This is a genomic window from Pseudomonas sp. Irchel s3a12, from assembly GCF_900187485.1.
Taxonomy (GTDB): domain Bacteria; phylum Pseudomonadota; class Gammaproteobacteria; order Pseudomonadales; family Pseudomonadaceae; genus Aquipseudomonas; species Aquipseudomonas neuropathica.
In genome coordinates this window covers 161892-184568 of sequence record NZ_FYDN01000006.1, presented here as the reverse complement: position 1 = coordinate 184568, position 22677 = coordinate 161892, and the positions used below count along the sequence as shown (strand labels likewise).

At 59.5% G+C, this 22677-nt stretch carries 28 protein-coding genes; 11 read left to right on the top strand and 17 right to left on the bottom strand.

Annotated elements, in window-relative coordinates; genetic code table 11:
• The 9 genes from hisD to CKW14_RS12280 form a co-directional block, all read right to left on the bottom strand.
• Positions 1-1338, bottom strand: coding sequence for a histidinol dehydrogenase (hisD, locus tag CKW14_RS12320; protein WP_095049756.1), 1338 nt, complete (start codon positions 1336-1338; stop codon positions 1-3).
• A gap of 125 nt (positions 1339-1463) precedes the next feature.
• The gene (gene hisG / locus CKW14_RS12315) at positions 1464-2099 is read right to left on the bottom strand and encodes an ATP phosphoribosyltransferase (RefSeq protein ID WP_007912384.1); all 636 of its coding nucleotides are present in this window, start codon (positions 2097-2099) and stop codon (positions 1464-1466) included.
• A 124-nt stretch (positions 2100-2223) separates the two neighbouring features.
• On the bottom strand, positions 2224-3489 hold the full coding sequence (murA, locus tag CKW14_RS12310) for a UDP-N-acetylglucosamine 1-carboxyvinyltransferase (RefSeq protein WP_007912385.1): 1266 nt from the start codon (positions 3487-3489) through the stop codon (positions 2224-2226).
• Between the two features lie 22 nt (positions 3490-3511).
• The gene (locus CKW14_RS12305) at positions 3512-3751 is read right to left on the bottom strand and encodes a BolA family protein (protein WP_008085051.1); all 240 of its coding nucleotides are present in this window, start codon (positions 3749-3751) and stop codon (positions 3512-3514) included.
• Between the two features lie 115 nt (positions 3752-3866).
• Positions 3867-4172: a lipid asymmetry maintenance protein MlaB gene (locus CKW14_RS12300; RefSeq protein WP_034154488.1), complete on the bottom strand. Its 306-nt coding sequence runs from the start codon at positions 4170-4172 to the stop codon at positions 3867-3869.
• Positions 4169-4816, bottom strand: coding sequence for a phospholipid-binding protein MlaC (locus CKW14_RS12295; protein WP_007912390.1), 648 nt, complete (start codon positions 4814-4816; stop codon positions 4169-4171). Before CKW14_RS12295 ends, CKW14_RS12300 begins: the two co-directional genes overlap by 4 nt.
• 11 nt (positions 4817-4827) lie before the next feature.
• Positions 4828-5295: an outer membrane lipid asymmetry maintenance protein MlaD gene (gene mlaD / locus CKW14_RS12290; protein WP_007912400.1), complete on the bottom strand. Its 468-nt coding sequence runs from the start codon at positions 5293-5295 to the stop codon at positions 4828-4830.
• Positions 5295-6092, bottom strand: coding sequence for a lipid asymmetry maintenance ABC transporter permease subunit MlaE (gene mlaE / locus CKW14_RS12285; protein ID WP_064119368.1), 798 nt, complete (start codon positions 6090-6092; stop codon positions 5295-5297). Before mlaE ends, mlaD begins: the two co-directional genes overlap by 1 nt.
• Positions 6092-6901 carry an ATP-binding cassette domain-containing protein gene (locus CKW14_RS12280; protein ID WP_007912403.1) on the bottom strand — a complete coding sequence of 270 codons (810 nt, stop codon included), beginning with the start codon at positions 6899-6901 and terminating at the stop codon, positions 6092-6094. Before CKW14_RS12280 ends, mlaE begins: the two co-directional genes overlap by 1 nt.
• 275 nt (positions 6902-7176) lie before the next feature.
• Here CKW14_RS12280 and CKW14_RS12275 point away from each other — a divergent pair, with 275 nt between their 5' ends.
• The 10 genes from CKW14_RS12275 (at position 7177) to CKW14_RS12230 (ending at position 14203) form a co-directional block, all read left to right on the top strand.
• A complete protein-coding gene (locus CKW14_RS12275; RefSeq protein ID WP_007912405.1) occupies positions 7177-8151 on the top strand; it encodes a KpsF/GutQ family sugar-phosphate isomerase in 975 nt (324 codons plus the stop codon).
• Positions 8151-8675 carry an HAD family hydrolase gene (locus CKW14_RS12270; protein WP_095049755.1) on the top strand — a complete coding sequence of 175 codons (525 nt, stop codon included), beginning with the start codon at positions 8151-8153 and terminating at the stop codon, positions 8673-8675. Before CKW14_RS12275 ends, CKW14_RS12270 begins: the two co-directional genes overlap by 1 nt.
• Positions 8676-8683: 8 nt before the next feature.
• Positions 8684-9256 (top strand): LPS export ABC transporter periplasmic protein LptC, encoded by a 573-nt coding sequence (gene lptC / locus CKW14_RS12265; RefSeq protein WP_038357537.1) that lies wholly within the window; start codon positions 8684-8686, stop codon positions 9254-9256.
• Positions 9243-9788 carry a lipopolysaccharide transport periplasmic protein LptA gene (gene lptA, locus CKW14_RS12260; RefSeq protein ID WP_038357536.1) on the top strand — a complete coding sequence of 182 codons (546 nt, stop codon included), beginning with the start codon at positions 9243-9245 and terminating at the stop codon, positions 9786-9788. Before lptC ends, lptA begins: the two co-directional genes overlap by 14 nt.
• Positions 9788-10513 (top strand): LPS export ABC transporter ATP-binding protein, encoded by a 726-nt coding sequence (lptB, locus tag CKW14_RS12255; protein WP_008085069.1) that lies wholly within the window; start codon positions 9788-9790, stop codon positions 10511-10513. The genes lptA and lptB overlap by 1 nt, the downstream gene beginning before the upstream one ends.
• A gap of 187 nt (positions 10514-10700) precedes the next feature.
• The gene (locus tag CKW14_RS12250; RefSeq protein WP_038357535.1) at positions 10701-12194 is read left to right on the top strand and encodes an RNA polymerase factor sigma-54; all 1494 of its coding nucleotides are present in this window, start codon (positions 10701-10703) and stop codon (positions 12192-12194) included.
• Positions 12195-12267: 73 nt separating this feature from the next.
• Positions 12268-12576, top strand: a complete 309-nt coding sequence (gene hpf, locus CKW14_RS12245; protein WP_008085073.1) for a ribosome hibernation-promoting factor, HPF/YfiA family — start codon at positions 12268-12270, stop codon at positions 12574-12576.
• Between the two features lie 11 nt (positions 12577-12587).
• Positions 12588-13052, top strand: coding sequence for a PTS IIA-like nitrogen regulatory protein PtsN (ptsN, locus tag CKW14_RS12240; protein ID WP_095049754.1), 465 nt, complete (start codon positions 12588-12590; stop codon positions 13050-13052).
• A 2-nt stretch (positions 13053-13054) separates the two neighbouring features.
• A complete protein-coding gene (gene rapZ, locus CKW14_RS12235; RefSeq protein ID WP_038357533.1) occupies positions 13055-13912 on the top strand; it encodes an RNase adapter RapZ in 858 nt (285 codons plus the stop codon).
• Between the two features lie 15 nt (positions 13913-13927).
• Positions 13928-14203, top strand: a complete 276-nt coding sequence (locus CKW14_RS12230) for an HPr family phosphocarrier protein (protein ID WP_008085079.1) — start codon at positions 13928-13930, stop codon at positions 14201-14203.
• A 79-nt stretch (positions 14204-14282) separates the two neighbouring features.
• Here CKW14_RS12230 and CKW14_RS12225 read toward each other — a convergent pair whose 3' ends face one another.
• The 6 genes from CKW14_RS12225 to pmbA form a co-directional block, all read right to left on the bottom strand.
• Positions 14283-15176 (bottom strand): ZIP family metal transporter, encoded by an 894-nt coding sequence (locus CKW14_RS12225; protein WP_095049753.1) that lies wholly within the window; start codon positions 15174-15176, stop codon positions 14283-14285.
• A gap of 30 nt (positions 15177-15206) precedes the next feature.
• Positions 15207-15818 (bottom strand): superoxide dismutase, encoded by a 612-nt coding sequence (locus CKW14_RS12220; RefSeq protein WP_095125397.1) that lies wholly within the window; start codon positions 15816-15818, stop codon positions 15207-15209.
• 1 nt (position 15819) lies between these two features.
• A complete protein-coding gene (locus tag CKW14_RS12215) occupies positions 15820-16260 on the bottom strand; it encodes a hypothetical protein (protein ID WP_016984162.1) in 441 nt (146 codons plus the stop codon).
• 27 nt (positions 16261-16287) lie between these two features.
• Positions 16288-17664, bottom strand: coding sequence for an aspartate ammonia-lyase (locus tag CKW14_RS12210; RefSeq protein ID WP_095125396.1), 1377 nt, complete (start codon positions 17662-17664; stop codon positions 16288-16290).
• Positions 17645-18052: a FagA protein gene (locus CKW14_RS12205; protein ID WP_095049750.1), complete on the bottom strand. Its 408-nt coding sequence runs from the start codon at positions 18050-18052 to the stop codon at positions 17645-17647. The genes CKW14_RS12210 and CKW14_RS12205 overlap by 20 nt, the downstream gene beginning before the upstream one ends.
• Before the next feature lie 251 nt (positions 18053-18303).
• Positions 18304-19650 (bottom strand): metalloprotease PmbA, encoded by a 1347-nt coding sequence (gene pmbA, locus CKW14_RS12200; RefSeq protein ID WP_093435945.1) that lies wholly within the window; start codon positions 19648-19650, stop codon positions 18304-18306.
• Positions 19651-19758: 108 nt separating this feature from the next.
• Here pmbA and yjgA point away from each other — a divergent pair, with 108 nt between their 5' ends.
• On the top strand, positions 19759-20283 hold the full coding sequence (yjgA, locus tag CKW14_RS12195) for a ribosome biogenesis factor YjgA (RefSeq protein ID WP_007915377.1): 525 nt from the start codon (positions 19759-19761) through the stop codon (positions 20281-20283).
• 51 nt (positions 20284-20334) lie between these two features.
• Here the strand turns inward: yjgA and tldD are convergent, their stop codons facing one another.
• Both tldD and CKW14_RS12185 read right to left on the bottom strand, forming a co-directional pair.
• On the bottom strand, positions 20335-21777 hold the full coding sequence (gene tldD / locus CKW14_RS12190) for a metalloprotease TldD (protein ID WP_034154473.1): 1443 nt from the start codon (positions 21775-21777) through the stop codon (positions 20335-20337).
• Positions 21778-21781: 4 nt separating this feature from the next.
• Positions 21782-22642, bottom strand: a complete 861-nt coding sequence (locus CKW14_RS12185; protein ID WP_095049749.1) for a carbon-nitrogen hydrolase family protein — start codon at positions 22640-22642, stop codon at positions 21782-21784.
• Positions 22643-22677 lie beyond the last annotated feature (35 nt).

Genomic DNA, 22677 nt, shown 5'->3' with positions numbered 1-22677 from the left:
TCAGTTCCCCTGCCCTTTTAGAAAGTCTTCGTCTTTGATGCGGTATTCAGCACTGCGCGCGTGGGCGCTCAGCGACTCGCCACGGGCCAGCACCGATGCAGTTTTACCCAGTTCGGAAGCTCCGGCCTCCGAGCAGAAGATGATCGACGAACGCTTCTGGAAGTCGTATACGCCCAGCGGCGAAGAAAACCGCGCGGTGCCCGAGGTCGGCAACACGTGGTTCGGGCCAGCGCAGTAATCGCCCAACGCTTCGGAGGTGTGACGGCCCATGAAGATCGCACCGGCGTGGCGGATCTGCGGCAGCCAGGCTTGCGGATCGGCGACCGACAATTCCAGGTGCTCCGGTGCAATGCGATTGGCGACTTCGATGGCTTGGGCCATGTCCTTCACGTGAATCAACGCACCACGACCATTGATCGAGGTTTGGATGATGGTGGAGCGATCCATGGTCGGCAGCAGCTTGTCGATGCTCGCAGCGACCTTGTCGAGGAATTCGGCATCCGGGCTGACCAGAATCGCCTGGGCGTCTTCGTCGTGCTCGGCTTGCGAGAACAAGTCCATGGCGATCCAGTCCGGATCGGTCTGGCCGTCGCACACCACGAGGATCTCCGAAGGGCCGGCAATCATGTCGATGCCGACCTGACCGAACACGTGACGCTTGGCAGTGGCGACATAGATGTTGCCCGGGCCAACGACTTTGTCGACTTGCGGAACACTTTCGGTGCCGTAGGCCAACGCAGCGACGGCTTGCGCACCACCGATGGTGAACACCCGGTCGACGCCAGCGATGCATGCGGCCGCCAGCACCAGTTCATTGATTTCACCACGCGGGGTCGGCACGACCATGACCACTTCGGTCACGCCGGCGACCTTGGCCGGAATCGCGTTCATCAGCACCGACGACGGGTACGACGCCTTGCCACCCGGCACGTACAGGCCTGCGCGATCCAGCGGCGTGACCTTCTGGCCCAGTACAGTGCCGTCAGCTTCGGTGTAGCTCCAGGAATCCTGCTTCTGTTTTTCGTGGTAGCTGCGCACACGGGCCGCGGCTTTTTCCAGGGCTTCGCGCTGGGGCACGGTGATGCGGGTCAAAGCCAGTTCCAGACGCTCACGCGGCAGGATCAGGTCAGCCATCGAAGCGACTTCAAGGCCATCAAACTTTTGGGTGAACTCGACCAGCGCCGCGTCGCCGCGTTCGCGCACAGCCTTGATGATGTCCAGCACGCGCTGATTGACCGAGTCGTCAGACACACTTTCCCAGCTCAGCAGATGATCCAGATGATGCGCGAAATCCGGGTCAGCAGCGTTGAGTCGGCGAATTGCAGTCGGTGCGGTCATAGCGAGAGCCTCATAGGAATGGCAAAAACTCAGGCGCCCTAACTTAGCAGTCGTTTCCGCTTGGGCACCTGAGATTCTGGCTATGAGGCGGATAGACGGGCGCGACTTAACGTCGCGCAGGTGAATCAGCCGCGGTGTCGCGATTCCACTGCGTTGCGCAAGGTATCGATCAACGCCTGGATTCGGGCGTGTTGCATTTTCATCGAAGCCTTGTTGACCACCAGGCGCGAGCTGATCGTGGCGATCAGTTCCTGAGGTTCCAGGCCGTTGGCGCGCAGGGTGTTGCCGGTGTCGACCACGTCGATGATCTTGTCGGCCAGACCGATCAGTGGCGCCAGCTCCATTGAGCCGTAGAGCTTGATGATGTCGACCTGACGGCCCTGCTCGGCGTAGTAACGCTTGGCCACATTGACGAATTTGGTCGCCACGCGCAGACGGCCTTTTGGCTCCGGCGCGCCGATCTTGCCGGCGGTCATCAGCTTGCACTGGGCGATCTGCAGATCCAGTGGCTCGTACAGACCCTGGCCGGTGTATTCCATCAACACGTCTTTACCGGCAACGCCAAGGTCGGCCGCGCCATGCTCGACATAGGTCGGCACATCGGTGGCGCGCACGATCAGCAGACGAACGTCGTCCTGGGTCGTGGGAATGATCAGCTTGCGGCTCTTGTCCGGATTCTCGGTCGGCACGATGCCCGCTTCGGCAAGAAGCGGCAGGGTGTCGTCAAGGATGCGGCCCTTGGACAGTGCGATGGTCAACATGGGAAACGTCAGTCCTTATCAAGGTACTCATGTCCGGTCGCAATCGGCGCCGGACATACATCGAGCCGGAAACCGGCTCGACTCTTAAAATCAGTGGACACGTCCCTGTGTCCCAATGCAGCAATCAGCCCGGAACGCGACGGATCTTGGCGCCCAGCATCTGCAGTTTTTCTTCGATGCACTCGTAACCACGGTCTATGTGGTAGATGCGGTCGATCAGCGTGTCGCCTTCGGCAACCAGTGCCGAGATTACCAGGCTGGCCGAAGCACGCAGGTCGGTCGCCATCACTGGCGCGCCTTTCAGAACTTCAGTACCGGTGACGATGGCGGTATTGCCTTCGACCTGGATCTTGGCACCCATGCGGTGCAGTTCGTACACGTGCATGAAACGGTTTTCGAAGATCGTCTCGATCACGGCACCGGTGCCTTCGGCAATGGCGTTGAGCGAGATGAACTGCGCTTGCATGTCAGTCGGGAACGCCGGGTACGGCGCGGTGCGCACGTTGACGGCTTTCGGACGCTTGCCGTGCATGTTCAGCTCGATCCAGTCTTCACCGCAGGTGATTTCTGCGCCGGCTTCACGGAGTTTTTCCAGAACGGCTTCGAGGATGGTCGGATCGGTGTCCTTGACCTTGACGCGACCGCCGGTCACGGCAGCGGCGACCAGGTAAGTGCCGGTTTCGATACGGTCAGGCATGACCTTATAGAAAGCCGAACCCAGACGCTCGACGCCATCAATGGTGATGGTGTCAGTACCAGCGCCGGACACCTTGGCGCCCATGGCGTTGAGGAAGTTCGCCAGGTCAACCACTTCTGGTTCACGGGCGGCGTTCTGCAACACGCTGCGGCCCTTGGCCAGAGCAGCGGCCATCATGATGTTCTCGGTACCGGTCACACTGACGGTATCGAAGAAGAAGTGTGCACCGCGCAGGCCACCTTCAGGCGCCTTGGCCTTGATGTAGCCGCCTTCGACGTCGATCACCGCGCCCATGGCTTCGAGGCCACGGATGTGCAGGTCGACCGGACGCGAACCGATGGCGCAACCGCCAGGCAGTGCGACTTCGGCTTCACCGAAACGAGCAACCATCGGGCCCAGTACCAGGATCGACGCACGCATGGTTTTCACCAGTTCGTACGGGGCGATCAGGGTCTTGATGGTGCGCGGGTCGATTTCGACGCTGAGTTTTTCGTCGATCACCGGCTCGATGCCCATGCGACCGAACAGCTCGATCATGGTGGTGATGTCGTGCAGGTGCGGCAGGTTGCCAACGGTCACCGGGCCATCGCACAGCAGGGTGGCGGCCAGGATCGGCAGGGCGGAGTTTTTTGCGCCGGAAATGCGGATCTCGCCATCAAGACGAGCGCCACCGGTAATAATCAATTTATCCATAAGAATCTCGACGCCCTTAGGCTCAGGTGCGCTCGGCCCAGGCCGCGCTGCTGAAAAATTTCATAGTGACCGCATGGATGCTGCCATCGGTGATCCATGGGTTCAAATGGGCATAGACCTGCTGCTGACGCTTCACCGGGCTCAACGCCGCCAGTTCATCGCTAATCACGTTCAGCTGGAAATTGCAGCCTTCGCCCTCAACTTCTACCAACGTTCCGGGCAGCTTTCCTTCAAGGAAGCTCTTCACTTCTACGGCCTGCATGCTCAACCTCAATCGGCGCCCTGTGCGCACGGGTCGGACATCATACAAAAAAGCCCCGCGCCTGCGAACCCCGCATGGCAGGACTCTGACGGGGGGCTTCTTTATAGATGTGGGTTCAGGGGTGCGCCAACAGTTCGGTCAGTTCACTGACCTGAGCAATTTCGCGCATATCTTCGGGCATCGCACGGATGCTGACAGCCTTGCCGGCCGCATTCGCATCGCGCATGAAGCACAGCAGCAACGATAAACCGACGCTGCTGGACTTCTTCACCGCCGAGCAATCGATCACCAGCGAAGAGGCCTTGCTGGACTTGATCAGCGCCTGGCCTTGCTTGCGCAGGTCAGCGCCGGTGCGATAGTCCAGCACTCCGCTAAGCAGAAGCTCGTCGACATCACTCATACGAACTGCGGCCTCATTCATTGCGCGGGGTTCTTTTCGGTGGCTTCTTTGGCCTTGGCCACTTCCCCGGCCCAACCATTGATGGTCTTGTCCAGATCGTTGCCATTGCGCTGCATCGCGTCGGCGAACTGATCGCGGAACAGTTTGCCGATGTTGATGCCGTTGATGATCACGTTGCGCAGTTTCCACTCGCCGTTGATCTTCTCCAGCGTGTACTGCACAGGATAGATTGCGCCGCTGCTGCCCTTGACGGTCATGTTTACGCTGGTGCGATCGCCCGATTCGTCCTTGGCAGGGTCAACGGTGATGCCCTGGTTGTTGTACTCAAGCAGAGCGTTGCCGTAGAACTGGAACAGGCCTTTCTTGAAGTTTTCCTGGAAGGTCTGCATCTGCGCAGGCGTGGCCTTGCGCGAGTACTTGACCGTCATGATGCTCTTGGAAATGCCTTCGGCATCCACCACTGGCCCGACGATGTTGTTGAGCGCCGTGTAGAAATCCGTCGGGTCCTGCTTGTATTTCTCTTTGTTGGCAGCCAGGTCGGCCAGCAACCGGGTGGTGGTGTCCTGCACCAGATCATGTGCCGAAGTCGCAGCAGCCACGGCGTTACCCATCAACGGCAAGGCCGCCAACAGCACCAACAGGCTGCGTCGCAAGATAGAGATCATTCAAAAGCTCCTCATTTGGCGTCTTTGCTAACGGTATTGAGCAGGAATTTACCGATAAGGTCTTCCAGTACCAGTGACGACTGCGTGTCATGGATGGTTCCACCATCCTTTAACGGTTTGTCTTCCCCGCCGACGCTGATACCGATGTACTTCTCGCCCAGCAGACCAGCGGTCAGGATAGACGCTGTGGAGTCGGTCGGAAGATTGTCGACCTTTTTATCCACTTGCAGAGTGACCCGACCGGTGAAGCTGTCGCGATCCAGATCGATCGCCGTGACCTTGCCGATAGTTACACCGGCCATGGTCACTTTGGCTCTGACCGTCAAACCGGCAATATTGTCAAAGTAGGCATAAAGTTTATAGGTGTCGGTGGTCGACGTCGGAGACAGACCACTGACCCGCAAAGCAAGCAGCAACAAAGCCAGGATCCCTGCCAGCAGGAACAGGCCGACACCGATTTCCAGGGTGCGGTTTTGCATCAGAAATCTCCAAACATCAAAGCGGTCAGAATAAAGTCCAGGCCGAGCACTGCCAGCGAGGCAAACACCACGGTCTTGGTGGTGGCACGACTGATGCCCTCGGAAGTGGGCTCACAGTCATAGCCTTGGAATACGGCAATCCAGGTCACTACAAAGGCGAAAACAATACTTTTGATCACGCCATTGAGCACATCACTGGTGAAATTCACGCTGTTCTGCATGTTCGCCCAATAAGAGCCTTCATACACACCCAGCCAGTCGACGGCCACCCACGAGCCGCCCCAGATGCCTACCACGCTGAAAATCATCGCCAGCACCGGCAGGGAAATGAAGCCGGCCCACAGGCGCGGGGCAATGATGTACTTGAGCGGATCGACACCGATCATTTCCAGGCTGGACAGCTGTTCGGTGGACTTCATGTTGCCGATCTCGGCGGTCAGTGCCGAACCGGCACGACCGGCAAACAACAGCGCAGTCACCACCGGCCCCAGCTCACGCAGCAAGGTCAGCGCAACCATCTGCCCCACGGCCTGCTCCGAACCGTAGCTCGACAGAATGCTGAAGCCCTGCAGCGCCAGCACCATGCCGATGAAAATACCCGAAACGACGATGATCACCAGCGACATCACGCCGACCGAGTGCAACTGTTTGACCAACAGACCAAAACCGCCGCTGATACCACCACGCCCCAGCAAGGCATGAAACAGGAACAGCGTCGCACGACCGAACACCGCGACGGCGTCGATCGCAGACTCGCCGAACCGGCGTACGCGTTCTATTAATGAAATTCTGCGCATCAGCGCTTCCCCAGAAGATCTGCGCGGTAATCCGTCGCTGGAAAATGGTACGGCACCGGGCCATCGGGATCGCCGGTCATGAACTGACGGATACGCGGCTCGTCCGAGTTCATCAACTCGTCCGGCGTACCCTGCCCCAGCACCTGACCATCACCGACGACATAGATGTAGTCGGCAATGCTCGCGGTTTCGGCCAGATCGTGGGACACCACGATACTGGTGATCCCCAGCGCGTCGTTGAGCAGGCGAATCAGACGGACCAGCACGCCCATGGCGATCGGGTCCTGCCCGACGAACGGTTCGTCGTACATGAGGATCTGCGGATCGAGCGCAATCGCTCGCGCCAGTGCGACGCGGCGCTTCATGCCACCGGACAGTTCATCCGGCATCAACTCGATGGCACCGCGCAGACCGACCGCCTGCAATTTGAGCAGGACGATGTCGCGGATCATTTCTTCCGGCAAATCGGTATGAACACGCAGGGGGAAAGCCACGTTCTCGAAAACATCGAGATCGGTGAACAGCGCGCCGCTTTGAAACAGCACACCCATGTGCTTTCGCGCATCGAACAGATCACTGCGCGAAAGCGCAGGCAGATTCTGGCCGTTGACCCAGACTTCGCCGCTGGCAGGGCGCAGTTGTGCCCCCATCAATCGCAGCAGCGTGGTCTTGCCACACCCGGAAGGTCCCATGATGCCGGTGACCTTGCCGCGCGGTATGCGAATATCGACGTTATTGAAAATGCTGCGCGCACCGCGCTTGAAGGAGACTCCCTTCAGCTCGACCGCGTAGGCGTTATCGGCACTCATCTAAACTCCTTGCGATGCAGCCTCTCACTCGGACGCCTGTCTTTACTTAAAAAGTACGTACATCCCGGGCAGGCCGAACTGGCGGCGAACTATATCACTGCAAAGGCTACGCGCCCAAGGCTTGTACCAGCCTGCGTTCGGCGATATGACAGGCGCGCAGGCTCTTTTCCCGGGTTTTGGTAACGAGTAATGACAAAGCACGACGAACTTGCGTGAGGCTTTGCAACATAACCGCTATAATCGCCGCCTTTTCATCGGGCTATACGATTTCTGACATGAGCCAATCCAGCGACCTGATTCAATCGGCACAACGCACCATCCAACTCGAAGTGGAAGCCGTACAAGGCTTGTTGCCCCATATCGACGCCGATTTCGTACGCGCTTGCGAGATGATTCTGGCCAGTAAAGGCCGTGTAGTCGTGGTCGGCATGGGCAAGTCCGGGCACATCGGCAACAAGATTGCCGCCACCCTGGCCAGCACCGGCACCCCGGCCTTTTTTGTCCACCCGGCCGAAGCCAGTCATGGCGACATGGGCATGATCACTCGTGACGATGTGATTCTGGCCCTGTCGAACTCCGGCTCGACCAATGAAATCGTAACCCTGCTGCCGTTGATCAAACGTCTGGGCATCCAGTTGATCAGCGTCACCGGCAACCCGCAATCGCCGCTGGCCAAGGCTGCCGAGGTCAATCTCAATGTTCATGTCGAGCATGAAGCCTGCCCGCTGAACCTGGCACCGACCTCGTCGACGACCGCAGCACTGGTCATGGGCGATGCACTGGCCGTGGCACTGCTGGAAGCACGCGGCTTCACCGCCGAAGATTTCGCTTTCTCGCACCCGGGTGGCGCCCTCGGCCGTCGCCTGCTGCTGAAAGTGGAAAACGTCATGCACGCCGGACAAGAGTTGCCGCAAGTCCAACGCGGCACGCTGCTCAAAGACGCATTGATGGAAATGACCCGTAAAGGTCTGGGCATGACCGTCATCCTTGAAACCGACGGCAAACTCGCCGGGATCTTCACCGACGGCGACTTGCGCCGCACGCTGGATCGCAGCATCGACATCCGCAGCGCCACCATCGACCAGGTAATGACGGCCCACGGCAAGACTGCCCGCCCGGAAATGCTGGCCGCCGAAGCCCTGAAAATCATGGAAGATCACCGAATCAACGCATTGGTAGTCGTAGACGAGGAAGATCGCCCGGTCGGCGCCTTCAACCTCTCCGATCTGCTGCGCGCAGGAGTCATGTAATGAGCAACGATCTGCTGCAACGCGGCAAAGCGATCAAACTGGCGGTTTTCGACGTCGACGGCGTCCTCACCGACGGTCGCCTGTACTTCCTTGAAGACGGCAGCGAGTTCAAGACCTTCAACACCCTCGACGGTCAAGGCATCAAAATGCTGATGAACGCCGGCGTGCAGACCGCTATCATCAGCGGTCGCAAGACACCCGTCGTTGAACGTCGAGCGAAAAACCTGGGGATTCCCCACCTGTTTCAGGGCCGTGAAGACAAACTGGTCGTGCTCGACGGCCTGCTTGCGCAACTGGGCCTAAGCTATGAAGAAGTCGCCTACCTCGGTGACGATCTGCCCGACCTTCCGGTGATTCGCCGTGTTGGTCTGGGCATGGCCGTAGCCAACGCCGCCGATTTCGTCCGCGAACACGCCCATGGCGTAACCCGGGCCCGTGGTGGCGAAGGCGCCGCCCGCGAATTCTGCGAATTGATCCTGCGCGCCCAGGGCCGCCTCGATGCGGCCAACGCCGCGTACCTGTGAGCCAAACCATGTTCAGCAAAAAATTTCGTAACTTCCTGCTGTTTGGCTGCATCGCTGCGATTTTCGCAGCGGTCGGCTATTGGAATATCAGCCCGGAACGCTTTCTCGACAAACCACCGGTCACCTCGGTTGAAACGCCTATCGACTGGTATGCAACCAACACGCATACCCTGCAATACCTGCCGGATGGCAAGGTGCAGTATGAAATGACGTCCGAAAAAGCCGAGCACGTGAAGGCAACCGACGTCACGCTCGTGACCAAACCCGACCTGAACATGTATCGCGGAACAGAATTCCCGTGGCACGTGACCAGTGAGCGCGGTGAAGTGAACTCAGGCGGCACCGAAGTCGAACTGATCGATTCGGTACGCGTTGCGCGCACCGATGAAAAGAAGCGTGACATCCTGATCACTTCCACTCGCATGACCGTGTTCCCGCAGCAGGAATATGCGCAGACCGAGCAACCCGTTAGAATCGACGGCGCTGGCGGTGTATCGACTGGCGTTGGAATGAAAGCGTACCTGAAGGAAAGCAGGATACACCTGCTATCGAACGTAAGAGGACAGTATGAGGCTCGTTAAAACCCTCCCTATTTTGCTCAGTCTGGGCGCAGCACTGGGAAGCGTGAGCGCCTGGGCTCTGCCGAACGATCAGCAGCAACCTATCCGCATTCAGGCCGACGACGCCCAACTGGACGACAAGAACGGCATCGCCACCTATAAAGGTGATGTGATCATCACCCAAGGTTCGATGATCGTTAAAGGCAACACCGTCACCATGACTCGCGCCCCGAATGGAGATATCGACGTAGTGACCTCCGTGGGCAACCTGGCTTATTTCGAGCAACTGCAAACCCAGGGCGACACCAAACCGGTTCAAGGCTACGGCGTGACGATTCAATACCACGCCCAGCAAAACCGCGTCGTGCTGATCGATAAGGCCAAGGTCGTCGACAAAGACGGCAACGTCACTCAGGGCGAGAAAATCGTCTACGACACCGTGAAGAAACTGGCCAGCGCTGGTCGCGCTACCGGCAGCAAGGTCACCGAGGCGCGTCCGCGCATCGACATGGTGATCCAGCCGAAGAAGAAAACCGACGAGAAAACCCAGTAATGGCAACTCTGAAAGCTCAGCACCTGGCCAAGGCCTATAAAAGCCGCCAGGTCGTGCGTGACGTCAGCCTGTCGATCGACAGCGGCCAGATCGTCGGCCTGCTCGGCCCGAACGGCGCCGGCAAGACCACGTGTTTCTACATGATCGTCGGCCTGGTACAGGCCGATCAGGGTCGCGTGCTGATCGACGATCTGGACGTCAGCCACCAGCCGATGCACGGTCGCGCCAAGGCCGGTATTGGCTATCTGCCGCAAGAGGCGTCGATCTTCCGCAAACTGTCGGTGGCCGATAACATCATGGCCATCCTCGAGACCCGTCAGGAGCTCGACAAGGCCGGCCGTCGCAAGGAGCTGGAAAGCCTGCTGCAGGAATTCCACATTAGCCACATCCGCGACAACCTTGGCATGAGCCTGTCCGGTGGTGAACGTCGCCGGGTGGAAATCGCTCGCGCGCTGGCAACGGCACCGAAATTCATCCTGCTCGACGAACCGTTCGCCGGTGTCGATCCGATCTCGGTCGGCGACATCAAGCAGATCATCCACCACCTCAAGGCCAAGGGCATCGGTGTATTGATCACCGACCACAACGTCCGTGAGACGCTGGACATCTGCGAAACCGCTTACATCGTCAACGATGGTCAACTGATCGCCGAAGGCGATGCAGAAACCATCCTGGCCAACGATCTGGTCAAGGAAGTGTATCTGGGCCACGAGTTCCGCTTGTAAGCGTAACAGTGCCCGGTGCGCCGCCCGGGCGCTGTATCGATTCAAGCAGGAATTAATACGCTTTAATTGTTACAGCGCTCTAGGCAAACACTTCAGTTTCAGGCATATAATTTGCTTAAGTTTGGCGCCCCGGCGCCCTGTAGTGGATGGCGCATAGCGCCGGCGAATAAGGTGTTAAGCCCCTGCCATGAAACCATCGCTAGTCTTGAGAATGGGCCAGCAGCTGACGATGACACCGCAGCTGCAACAGGCCATCCGCCTGCTCCAATTGTCGACCCTGGATCTGCAACAGGAAATCCAGGAGGCTCTGGAATCCAATCCGATGCTCGAACGCCAGGAAGAAGGCGACGACTTCGACAATTCCGATCCCATGGCCGACAACGCCGAACAGAAGCCCAACACCGAGATCCAGGAACCCTCGTATCAGGAAACCGCGCCCACGGTGGACAACCTGGAGGAAGGTGACTGGAGCGAGCGTATCCCCAACGAACTTCCGGTCGACACCGCCTGGGAAGACGTCTACCAGACCAGCGCCAGCAGCCTGCCCAGCAGCGATGACGACGAATGGGACTTCACCACCCGCACGTCCGCCGGCGAGAGCCTGCAAAGCCACCTGCTGTGGCAACTGAACCTGGCACCGATGTCCGACACCGATCGCCTGATCGCCGTGACCCTGATCGATTGCATCAACAATCAGGGCTACCTGGACGAAACCCTCGAGGAAATCCTCGAGGCGTTCGATCCGGAACTCGACATCGAACTCGATGAAATCGAAGCCGTCCTGCACCGCATCCAGCAATTCGAACCGGCCGGTATCGGCGCGCGCAACCTTGGCGAATGCCTGCTGCTGCAATTGCGTCAGCTACCCGCCAAGACGCCGTGGCTGGCGGAAGCGAAACGTCTGGTCAGCGATTACATCGACCTGCTCGGCAGTCGCGACTACAGCCAGTTGATGCGCCGCATGAAGCTCAAGGAAGACGAGCTGCGCCAGGTCATCGAACTGGTGCAAAGCCTCAATCCGCGCCCTGGCTCGCAAATCGAATCCACTGAAGCCGAATACGTTGTCCCTGACGTCATCGTGCGCAAGGACAACGAGCGCTGGCTGGTCGAGCTGAATCAGGAATCGGTACCGCGCCTGCGCGTCAACGCCCAGTACGCCGGTTTCGTCCGTCGCGCCGACACCAGCGCCGACAACACCTTCATGCGCAATCAGTTGCAGGAAGCCCGCTGGTTCATCAAGAGCCTGCAGAGCCGCAACGAAACCCTGATGAAAGTAGCTACCCAGATCGTCGAGCATCAACGCGGTTTTCTGGAGTACGGCGACGAAGCCATGAAGCCGTTGGTTCTGCACGACATCGCTGAAGCGGTCGGCATGCACGAATCGACCATTTCCCGGGTGACCACACAGAAATTCATGCATACCCCGCGCGGTATTTATGAACTGAAATACTTTTTCTCCAGCCACGTCAGCACCTCCGAAGGCGGCGAATGCTCGTCCACGGCGATCCGCGCGATCATCAAAAAACTGGTTGCCGCGGAAAATCAGAAAAAGCCGTTGAGTGACAGCAAGATCGCTGGTTTACTGGAGGCACAAGGCATTCAGGTGGCTCGCCGCACCGTCGCCAAGTACCGCGAATCCCTCGGGATCGCGCCTTCGAGCGAACGCAAGCGGTTGATGTAAGCCACGTTACAGCGTTCCAGTGGCAGGCTATCCGGCCTGCCGCTTTATGCACTGGCAACGAAGGAGAAGCTGTATGCAAGTCAACATCAGTGGACACCAACTGGAAGTGACCCAACCTCTGCGTTCCTACATCGAGGAAAAACTCCAACGACTGGAGCGCCATTTCGACAAGATCACCAACGTGCAAGTCACGATGTGCGTCGAAAAGCTGAAGCAGAAAATCGAAGCCACCTTGCATATACCCGGCAGCGAAGTGGTCGCCAACGCGGAACATACCGATATGTACGCGGCGATCGACGCCTTGACCGACAAGCTGGATAAACAACTCAAAAAGCATAAGGAAAAGACCCAGAGCCTGCTCCAGGGCGCTACCGGTCGATAACCCCCCACCCCATGATCCGACTTGAAAGTATCCTGACCCCCGGCCGTTCCCTCGTGAACGTGCCGGGCGGCAGTAAAAAGAAAGCCCTCGAACAAATTGCCAACCTGATCGCCCGCGAAGTGGCGGATCTGGAGATGCAAGATGTCTTCGAGGCGTTGATTGCCCGTGAAAAACTCGGTTCCACCGGTTTTGGTAACGGCATCGCCATTCCCCATTGCCGCCTCAAGGGTTGCACTGCACCGATCAGTGCGCTGATGCACCTTGATGCTCCGATTGATTTCGACGCCATTGACGGCGCACCGGTTGACCTGCTGTTTGTTTTGCTGGTCCCGGAGGCTGCCACCGATGCGCACCTGGAGCTGCTGCGCCAGATCGCGAGCATGCTCGATCGCAAGGAAGTGCGTGAAAAACTGCGCAGCGCTCCAAGCAATGAAGCCTTGTATCAGGTTGTCCTGGACGAGCAGAACGGGCACTAATCATGCGCTTGATCATCGTCAGCGGCCGTTCCGGCTCGGGTAAAAGTACGGCTCTGGATGTCCTTGAGGACAACGGCTATTACTGCATCGACAACCTGCCCGCAGGTTTGCTGCCGGAACTGGCCGAACGCGCGCTGATTCACACGGAACTGGCGCAGCCGCTGGTAGCCGTGTCCATCGATGCGCGCAACCTGCCGAGCCACCTGACACGCTTTCCCGAACTGCTTGAAGATGTCCGGGCCAAACACATCCAATGCGACGTCCTGTATCTGGACGCCGACGAAGAAACCCTGCTCAAGCGTTTCTCCGAAACCCGCCGTCGTCACCCGCTGAGCAACGCCAACCGCTCACTGGCCGAGGCGATCCAGGATGAAACCGCCCTGCTCGGCCCGATTGCCGACCTCGCCGACCTGAAGATCAACACCACCAATCTGAACCTGTACCAGTTGCGCGACTCCATCAAGCTGCGTCTGCTGAACCAACCGGAGCCGGGGACCGCATTTCTGGTCGAGTCCTTTGGCTTCAAGCGCGGCATGCCGGTAGACGCGGATCTGGTATTCGATGTGCGCTGCCTGCCCAATCCATACTGGAAGCCGGAACTGCGCGCGCAATCGGGTCTCGATGCGCCGGTGGCTGAATACCTGGCGGCACAGCCGGAGGTCGAAGAAATGTTTCAGGACATCTTCACCTACCTGCACAAGTGGCTGCCGCGCTTCGCCGCGAGCAACCGCGCTTACGTCACCATTGCCATTGGCTGCACCGGCGGGCATCACCGCTCCGTCTACCTGACCGAACGTCTGGGTCAGGCCCTGCAGAAAACCCTGAAGAACGTCCAGGTTCGCCACCGCGACCTCACTTAAAGGATTCACACCGCGATGCCTGCTCTGGAAATCGAAATCATCAACAAGCTGGGCCTGCATGCCCGCGCATCGGCCAAGTTTGTTGGAGTGGCCGGGCAGTATCCGGATTGCACGATCAGAGTGGGTCGTACACCAGAGACCACGGTTGATGGCAAAAGCATCATGGCGATGATGATGCTGGCGGCTGGCAAGGGCACCAAGATCTATCTGAGTACCGAAGGGCATCAGGAACAGGAAGCGCTGGATGCGCTGGTGGCGTTGATCAACAACTACTTCGACGAAGGCGGCTGACAGCCAAAATCAAAAAGTCGCAGCCCATGTCGCACCAATCCCCTCGTAGGAGCTGCCGCAGGCTGCGATCTTTTGATCTTCAACCCAACGCCGTATCCATCACCATCATCAGACAAAACCCGATCAACAGACCAAGACTGGCCAGTTTGTCATGACCATTGCGTCGCGACTCGGGAATCACTTCGTGCGTCACCACCAGCAACATCGCCCCCGCAGCCAATGCCAGACCTAACGGCAACAACACCTGCGCCAGACTGACCAGCCAGGCACACAACAGCGCAAACACCGGTTCGACCAGACCTGACGCCGCGCCGATCAGAAACGCCCTGACCCGCGACATCCCCGCCCCGGCCAACACCAGCGCAATCACCAGACCTTCCGGGACATCCTGCAAAGCGATACCCATGGCCAGGCTGTCCGCATCCGGCATGCCGCCGCCAGCAGAAACGCCAACGGCCATGCCTTCAGGGATGTTATGGGCAATGATGGCGAACACGAACAGCCAGATACGTGGCGGAATCACCGGATGCTCGACGGTGCCGACGAGCATTTCCGGGGACGCGCCGGAAACCTTGCGATCGACCAGATACAGCCCGAACGCACCCAGCATGATGCCTAAGCAGATCAGGCCGCTGGCGCCCCACGGTGTCAGTCCGAGGTTTTCGGCGGCAGCAATGCCCGGCACGATCAGCGAAAACGCCGTCGCCGCGAGCATCACCCCGGCACCAAAACCCAGCAACGTATCACTGAGTGTCTGCGGCATCCGCCGAATCACCAGCACTGGCACAGCTCCGAGCGCCGTGCCGAGGGCGCAGATCGCGCCGCCCTGCAACGCCCGCAACAGCCTCGGTTCCAGATTCAGCCATTCCAGTCCGTGGGCGACCAGCAAAGTCATGCCCGCCAACAGCAACAGCGATCCCACTGCGTAACGAAACATACGCCCACTTCCGATCGCCAGTGTTTCAGTGCCCATAGTCAGCCTTGGATTGTTTTTATAGAAGACTTAAACCAGTGCGGCCTGATAGCGCGCAGCCACTTCAGGCCAATTGATTACGTTGTAGAACGCATTGATGTATTCGGGGCGGCGGTTCTGATAGCGCAAGTAGTAGGCGTGCTCCCAGACATCGAGACCGAGGATCGGAGTGTTGCCATTCATCAACGGGCTGTTCTGGTTGCCGCTGCTTTCCACGATCAGTTTTTTCTCCGGGGTCACGCTGAGCCAGGCCCAGCCGCTGCCGAATCGGGTCAGTGCGGCTTTGGTGAAGGCTTCCTTGAAGCTGTCGAGGCCGCCCAGTTGCTCATCGATGGCCTTGGCCAACGCACCATCCGGCTTGCCGCCACCGCTCGGCACCATCACTTCCCAGAACAGCGAGTGATTGGCGTGACCGCCGCCCTGATTGATCACCGCCGCACGGAGTTTTTCCGGCAGTTGCTGAACACTGGCGACGAGTTTTTCTACCGGCCATTCAGCGTACTCAGTGCCTTCTACAGCGGCGTTGAGGTTGTTGATGTAAGTCTGGTGATGCTTGGTGTAGTGAATCTCCATGGTCTGTGCATCGATATGCGGCTCAAGAGCGTCGTAGGCGTAAGGCAAGGCAGGCAAGGTAAAAGCCATTTCAATGGACTCCATGGTGATGTGGGGCAGGCGCGCGGCGCGCATTGCCGGTATCCGGGTGCAGCAGACGCTGGGTACGCGGGTATTCGCCGTGTTCGCTGATGAAATTCAGCAGCTCGACGTAGGTCTTGCTGCTCTGGCGCAGCGCCGCTTCACGCAAGGCCAGGCGCTGACGTTCGTCCTGCATGGTTTGCAGCAGCCGTTGGTGAATAGCGCAGAGGTATTCGGCGCTCTCCTCCGGCTGATTCAGACGCAAGTGCAAATCCGCGAGGTTGTGGTGCGAGATGACGCAGGCCGCCACCGCTTCGTCGGCATCTGCCCAACGTTCGAACAACACTTGCGCCAAGGCCAGGGCTTGCAGGTACGCCTCACGGGCGTCGATCAGTTCGCCCAGCATGAAGCAGCGATTGGCCCGTTCGATCGTGCGTTTCCAGTGCTCCATGGTGAGCCTCCAAAGCGGTTGCGGGGTTTACACGCCGCCGGCGGTGAGTTTCTCGGGATTGAGCAACTCTTCCAGTTGGCTGCGCGACAGGTCGGTGTGCTCCAGCGCGACGTCGATCACCGCGCGGCCTTCCTTGTAGGCCTGCTTGGCGATTTCGGCGGCTTTCTGGTAACCGATGATCGGGTTGAGCGCAGTGACCAGAATCGGATTGCGCGACAACGCTTCCTTCAGGCGCGATTCGTTGACCTTGAAGGTGGCAATGGCTTTGTCGCCGAGCAGGCGGCTGGAGTTGGCCAGCAGTTCGATGCTGCTCAGCAGGTTCTGCGCGATGATCGGCAGCATCACGTTGAGTTCGAAGTTGCCCGACTGGCCGGCGATGGTAATCACCGAGTCGTTGCCGATCACTTGCGCGGCGACCATGGCGGTGGCTTCCGGGATCACCGGATTGACCTTGCCCGGCATGATCGACGAACCCGGTTGCAGGGCTTCCAGTTCGATTTCGCCGAGGCCGGCGAGCGGGCCGGAGTTCATCCAGCGCAGGTCGTTGGCGATTTTCATCAGCGACACCGCAGTGGCCTTGAGCTGGCCGGAGACGGCGACGGCGGTGTCCTGCGAGCCGATCAGCGCGAACAGATCCTTGCCCGGGGTGAATTCCACGTCGGTCAATTGACTCAACTCGCGGCTGAAACGTGCGGCGAACTCAGGATGCGCGTTGATCCCGGTGCCGACCGCCGTGCCGCCCTGCGCTAGGGATTGCAGGCTTGGCAGCAAATCCTGCAGATGACTGATGTTGGCCTTGAGCTGCTGCGCCCAACCGTTCAGTACCTGGCTCATGCGCACCGGCATCGCGTCCATCAAATGCGTGCGACCGGTTTTGACGTGGTGATGCACTTGCGCAGCTTTTTGCTCGATCACTTGCACCAGGTGCAGCAGCGCCGGCAGCAGTTGTTCGTGCAGGGCCAGCGCAGCACTGACGTGGATGGTGGTCGGGATGATGTCGTTGCTGCTTTGCCCGCAGTTGACGTGATCGTTGGCGTTGACCGGCTCGCCGAGCAGACGGCTGGCCAGGGTGGCCATCACTTCGTTGGCGTTCATGTTGGAACTGGTGCCGGAACCGGTCTGGAAGATGTCCACCGGGAAATGCTGCATGAAGTCGCCTTCGAGCAGACCTTGCGCGGCGTCGCTGATGGCTTTGCCCTGGGCGGCGCTGATCTGGTTGAGTTCAACGTTGGCGCGGGCGGCGGCGGCTTTGGCAAGGATCAGCGCGCGGATGAATTGCGTCGGCATCGGTTTGCCGCTAATCGGGAAGTTATCCACCGCGCGCTGGGTTTGCGCGCCGTAGAGAGCGTCCACCGGCACCTGCAGTTCGCCCATGCTGTCGCGCTCAATACGTGTCTTGGTCATCTGAAAATCCTTGCACCAGTTCAATAAGAGGAATCGAGGGCAGCAGTTCGCAGGTGGCGAGCTGCCAGGTGTAGCGTTGCCAACGTTGGAGCCGGCATTTGCACAGGGACAGGCGCTCCATTTCACGCAGCGGACGCCAAGCTTGATCGAGACAGAAGCTGCGCCAGTGCCACGGCAAGGCGATATCGGTGGCCGTGTCGAGCAGCAGACGGAAGGAAGTTTCAGCGATGGTCCAGGGAGAAGTCGCCGTACAACAGGCCAGATACCGGCCCTCGGCCAGATAGTGTTCGATCAGGCGCGGTTCGTCGGGATCCATCGCGCAACGGATCTGGCGACTCATCCAGCGCCAGCTTTCGAGGTACGGCTGCTCGTGCAAGGCAGAACTCATGATCCGGGGCTCATCCGATAATGAGATTTATTATTAGATGATAATGAGAACCAAAACAAGAGCGCCGAGCGATGCAGATTTCAGGGTGCGAGCGAGCCTGCTCGCGAAGGCGTCCTGTCAGTCACCACTGCGGTCGGCCGTGAAATCGCTTTCGCGAGCAGGCTCGCTCCCACATTGGTTTTATATGGAGCCAATAAAAAAGGCGCGCCACCCGATGAGGTGGCGCGCCTTTTGTGTGTGACGGCCGGGGTTTAGCTGCCCGCGACGGTCATCCGCTCGATCAACACCGAACCGGTGCGAATGTTGCTGCGCAGCTCCAGATCATTACCGACCGCGACGATCTGCTTGAACATATCGCGCATATTGCCGGCGATGGTCACTTCCTGCACGGCGAACTGAATTTCACCGTTCTCGACCCAGAAACCCGCCGCCCCGCGCGAATAGTCGCCGGTGACCATGTTCAAGCCATGGCCCATCAATTCAGTGACCAGCAAGCCACGGCCCATGCGCTTCAACAGTGCAGCCTGGTCTTCATCGCCATGGGTGACGAACAGGTTGTGTACGCCGCCTGCGTTGGCCGTGCTCGGCATACCGAGTTTACGTCCGGAGTACGTGCCGAGGATGTACGACACCAACTCGCCCTTTTCGACGAACGGTTTGGCATACGTCGCCAGACCATCACCGTCGTAGGAAGCACTGCCCATCGCGCGCATCAGGTGCGGACGCTCATCGATGGTCAGCCATTCCGGGAACAGCTTCTGCCCCAGAGTGCCTTCAAGGAAGGACGACTTGCGATACAGGCTGCCGCCGGACACCGCCGAGAGGAAACTGCCAAACAGACCACCCGCCAGTTCTGCGGAAAACAGCACCGGCACTTCGCAAGTCGGCACCGGACGCGCGCCCAGACGGCTCGCCGCCCGTTGCGCAGCACGCTGGCCGATGCTTACCGGATCCGCGAGCAAAGTGCCCTGACGGTTTACGTCATACCAGTAATCGCGCTGCATCTGGCCATCGGCCTCGGCAATCATCACGCAACTCAGGCTGTGCCGCGTCGATGCGTAGCCACCAATGAATCCGTGGCTGTTGCCGTACACGCGGCAGCCCTGATGAGTGCTGAGCGTGGTGCCGTCGGCGTTCTTGATCCGCGCATCGGCGTCGAATGCCGCCGCTTCACAGAGCAAGGCCTTCTCGATGGCCTGCTCCGGGGTGATATCCCACTCGTGGAACAGGTCAAAATCGTGTTGTTCCTTGGCCATCAACGCCGCATCAGCCAGGCCCGAGGCTTCGTCTTCGGAAGTGTGTTTGGCGATTGCCAGTGCGGCAGCGACGGTTTCGCGAATCGCGTCAGGCCCGGTGGCGGACGTGCTGGCCGAGCCCTTGCGCTGGCCCACATACAACGTGATGCCAAAACCCTGATCGCGGTTGAATTCGACCGTTTCGACTTCGCGCTGACGCACTGACGTCGACAGTCCCTGCTCCAGCGACACCGCGACTTCACAGGCACTGGCGCCCTGACGCTTGGCTTCGGCGATGATCTGCTCGACTTGTTCCTGCAGTGCCGGCAATGCCTGCGGGCCGACGCTTTGAACTGCACTCATGCTCATCTCCACTCAAATTCTGCTTTCGGCTGGGGTCATCGAGCGACCGGGCCGGACAAGCGGCCCCCGACTGGTTATCATGGCGGCGTTTCTTTGCGGACTGCCACCATGGTTGATTCTTACGACGACTCCCTCGATACGGGAGAAAAAAGCAAATCTCAGGTCAAACGCGAGCTGCATGCTCTGGTTGACCTCGGCGAGCGCCTGACAACACTCAAGCCAGACTTGATCGCAAAACTGCCGCTGACCGACGCCATGCGCCGGGCTTTGGCCGATGCGCCCAAGCACACCGCGAACATCGCGCGTAAACGGCACCTGCAGTTCATCGGCAAACTGATGCGCGATCAGGACACTGACGCGATTCTGACCTTGCTCGATCAACTTGATGCCTCCACTCGCCAGTACAACGAGCGTTTCCACAATCTCGAACGCTGGCGTGATCGCCTGATCGCGGGCGACGATGCCGTGCTGGAAAAATTCGTCGTCGAGTATCCGGACGCCGATCGCCAGCAACTGCGTTCCCTGATCCGTCAGGCTCAGCATGAGGTTGCGCAAAACAAACCTCCTGCTTCCAGCCGCAAGATCTTCAAGTACATCCGTGAGCTGGACGAAACTCAACGCGGTCTGCGTTGATATTCGCCACCGGGTGGCCGCCCTGCGCGCCACCCGAAGCTCCACCTATTCTTATGCGCCCGTGCCACCCACGGTGATCGCATCGATTTTCAACGTCGGCTGACCGACGCCTACCGGCACCGATTGCCCATCCTTGCCGCACGTGCCTACGCCGCTGTCCAGCGCCAGATCGTTACCGACCATCGACACCCGGCTCATCGCCTCGGGGCCGTTGCCGATCAACGTCGCGCCTTTGACCGGCGCAGTGATCTTGCCGTCTTCGATCAGATACGCCTCACTGGTGGAGAACACGAACTTGCCGCTGGTGATGTCGACCTGACCACCGCCGAGGTTGGCGCAGTAAATGCCCTTCTTCACCGAAGCAATGATTTCCGCCGGATCGCTTTCGCCGCCGAGCATGTAGGTGTTGGTCATTCGCGGCATCGGCAGATGCGCATAGGACTCCCGGCGCCCGTTGCCGGTGCGAGCCACGCCCATCAGGCGCGCGTTGAGTTTGTCCTGCATGTAGCCTTTGAGTACGCCATTTTCGATCAGCGTGGTGCACTCGGTCGGCGTGCCCTCGTCGTCAACGCTCAGCGAACCGCGACGGCCGCTCAAGGTGCCGTCATCGACGATGGTGCAGAGTTTCGACGCAACCATTTCACCCATGCGACCGCTGTACGCCGAGCTGCCCTTGCGGTTGAAATCGCCTTCCAGACCGTGGCCGACCGCTTCGTGCAACAGCACGCCAGACCAGCCCGAACCCAACACCACCGGCAACGTACCGGCCGGCGCCGGAATCGCTTCCAGATTCACCAGCGCCTGGCGCAACGCTTCACGGGCATAGCCCATGGCGCGGTCTTCGGCAAGGAAATAACGGTAATCGGTACGCCCGCCGCCGCCATGCCCGCCACGCTCGCGACGGCCATTCTGCTCAACGATCACGCTGACATTGAATCGCACCAGCGGCCGTACATCCGCCGCCAGCCCGCCGTCGGTGGAGGCCACCAGAATCCGCTCCCAGACCCCTGCCATGCTCACACTGACCTGCTGGATACGCGGGTCGAGCGCGCGGGTGGCGACATCGATGCGCTTGAGCAGCTCGACTTTCTCGGCGCGGCTCAATACTTCCAGCGGGTTATCCGGCGCGTATAACTGTGCAACATCTTGAGTGGTAAACGCCTGGACTGTGCCGTTCTGCCCGGCCCGGGAGATCGACCGCGCCGCGCGGGCGGCTGCGCCGAGGGCTTCGAGGGTGATCGCGTTGCTGTAGGCGAAACCGGTTTTCTCACCGGACTGCGCGCGTACGCCGACACCCTGATCAAGGTTGAAGCTGCCTTCCTTGACGATGCCGTCTTCCAGCGCCCAGGACTCGGAAATCTGCCCTTGGAAATACAGATCCGCCGCATCGATGCCGGGGCCGGCCAGATCGCCGAGCACGCCTTGCAGACTCTCGATCGTCACGCCGCCGGGCGCCAACAGGTGATCACTGACTGAGGACAACAACTCGCTCATAGGTTTACGCCTTAAATTCGTGTTCTGAGGCAGGCCGCTGTGCGCCCTGCGAGAAAAACCGCCGATGACGCGTCACCGGCATTCGCGCCCTGATGGACGCTTGTTCATTGCTATCGCGCTCGGCCAACAACACCGCTTCGCCTTGATCCTGACTCGCCAGCACACGGCCCCACGGATCGATAATCGCCGCATGGCCGAAGGTTTCTCGCGGTCCCGGATGGGTTCCGCCTTGTGCTGCGGCAAGCACATAACACTGTGTCTCGATGGCGCGTGCGCGAATCAGCACATCCCAATGCGCTGCGCCGGTCACCGCAGTAAAAGCTGACGGTGCGGTAATCAACTCTGCACCGGCGGCACGTAATTCGCTGTACAGCTCGGGAAAGCGCAAGTCATAACACACGGTCAGACCGACTCGCCCCACGGGCGTATCGGCAACGACAACGCCACTGCCATAAGCATAGTCATCGGATTCGCGATAACGGCCGCGATTGTCCGCCACATCGACATCGAACAGATGCAACTTGTCATAGCGTGCAACGACTTCGCCCTGTTCATCGACCAGCAGCGAGCAGGCATTGGCTTTGGCCGTCGGCTGATCCACTGGAGGCAAGGGCAAAGTACCGGCCACTATCCATAACTTGAGGTCGCGGGCGGTCTGTTTCAACCACGGCAGGATCGGTCCTTCGCCCAATGCTTCGGCACGGCCGATGTCAGCGACGTCGCGACGGCCCATGGCGGCGAAGTTTTCCGGCAGCACCGCCAGCTTCGCGCCACCGGCCGCTGCCTGTTCGAGCAGGCGCCGGGCCTGAGCCAGATTGGCCAGCACGTCGCTCTGGCTGACCATTTGAATCACCGCTAAAGACATGGCGAACTCCGCAAGAGATATGCGGCCATGCTACT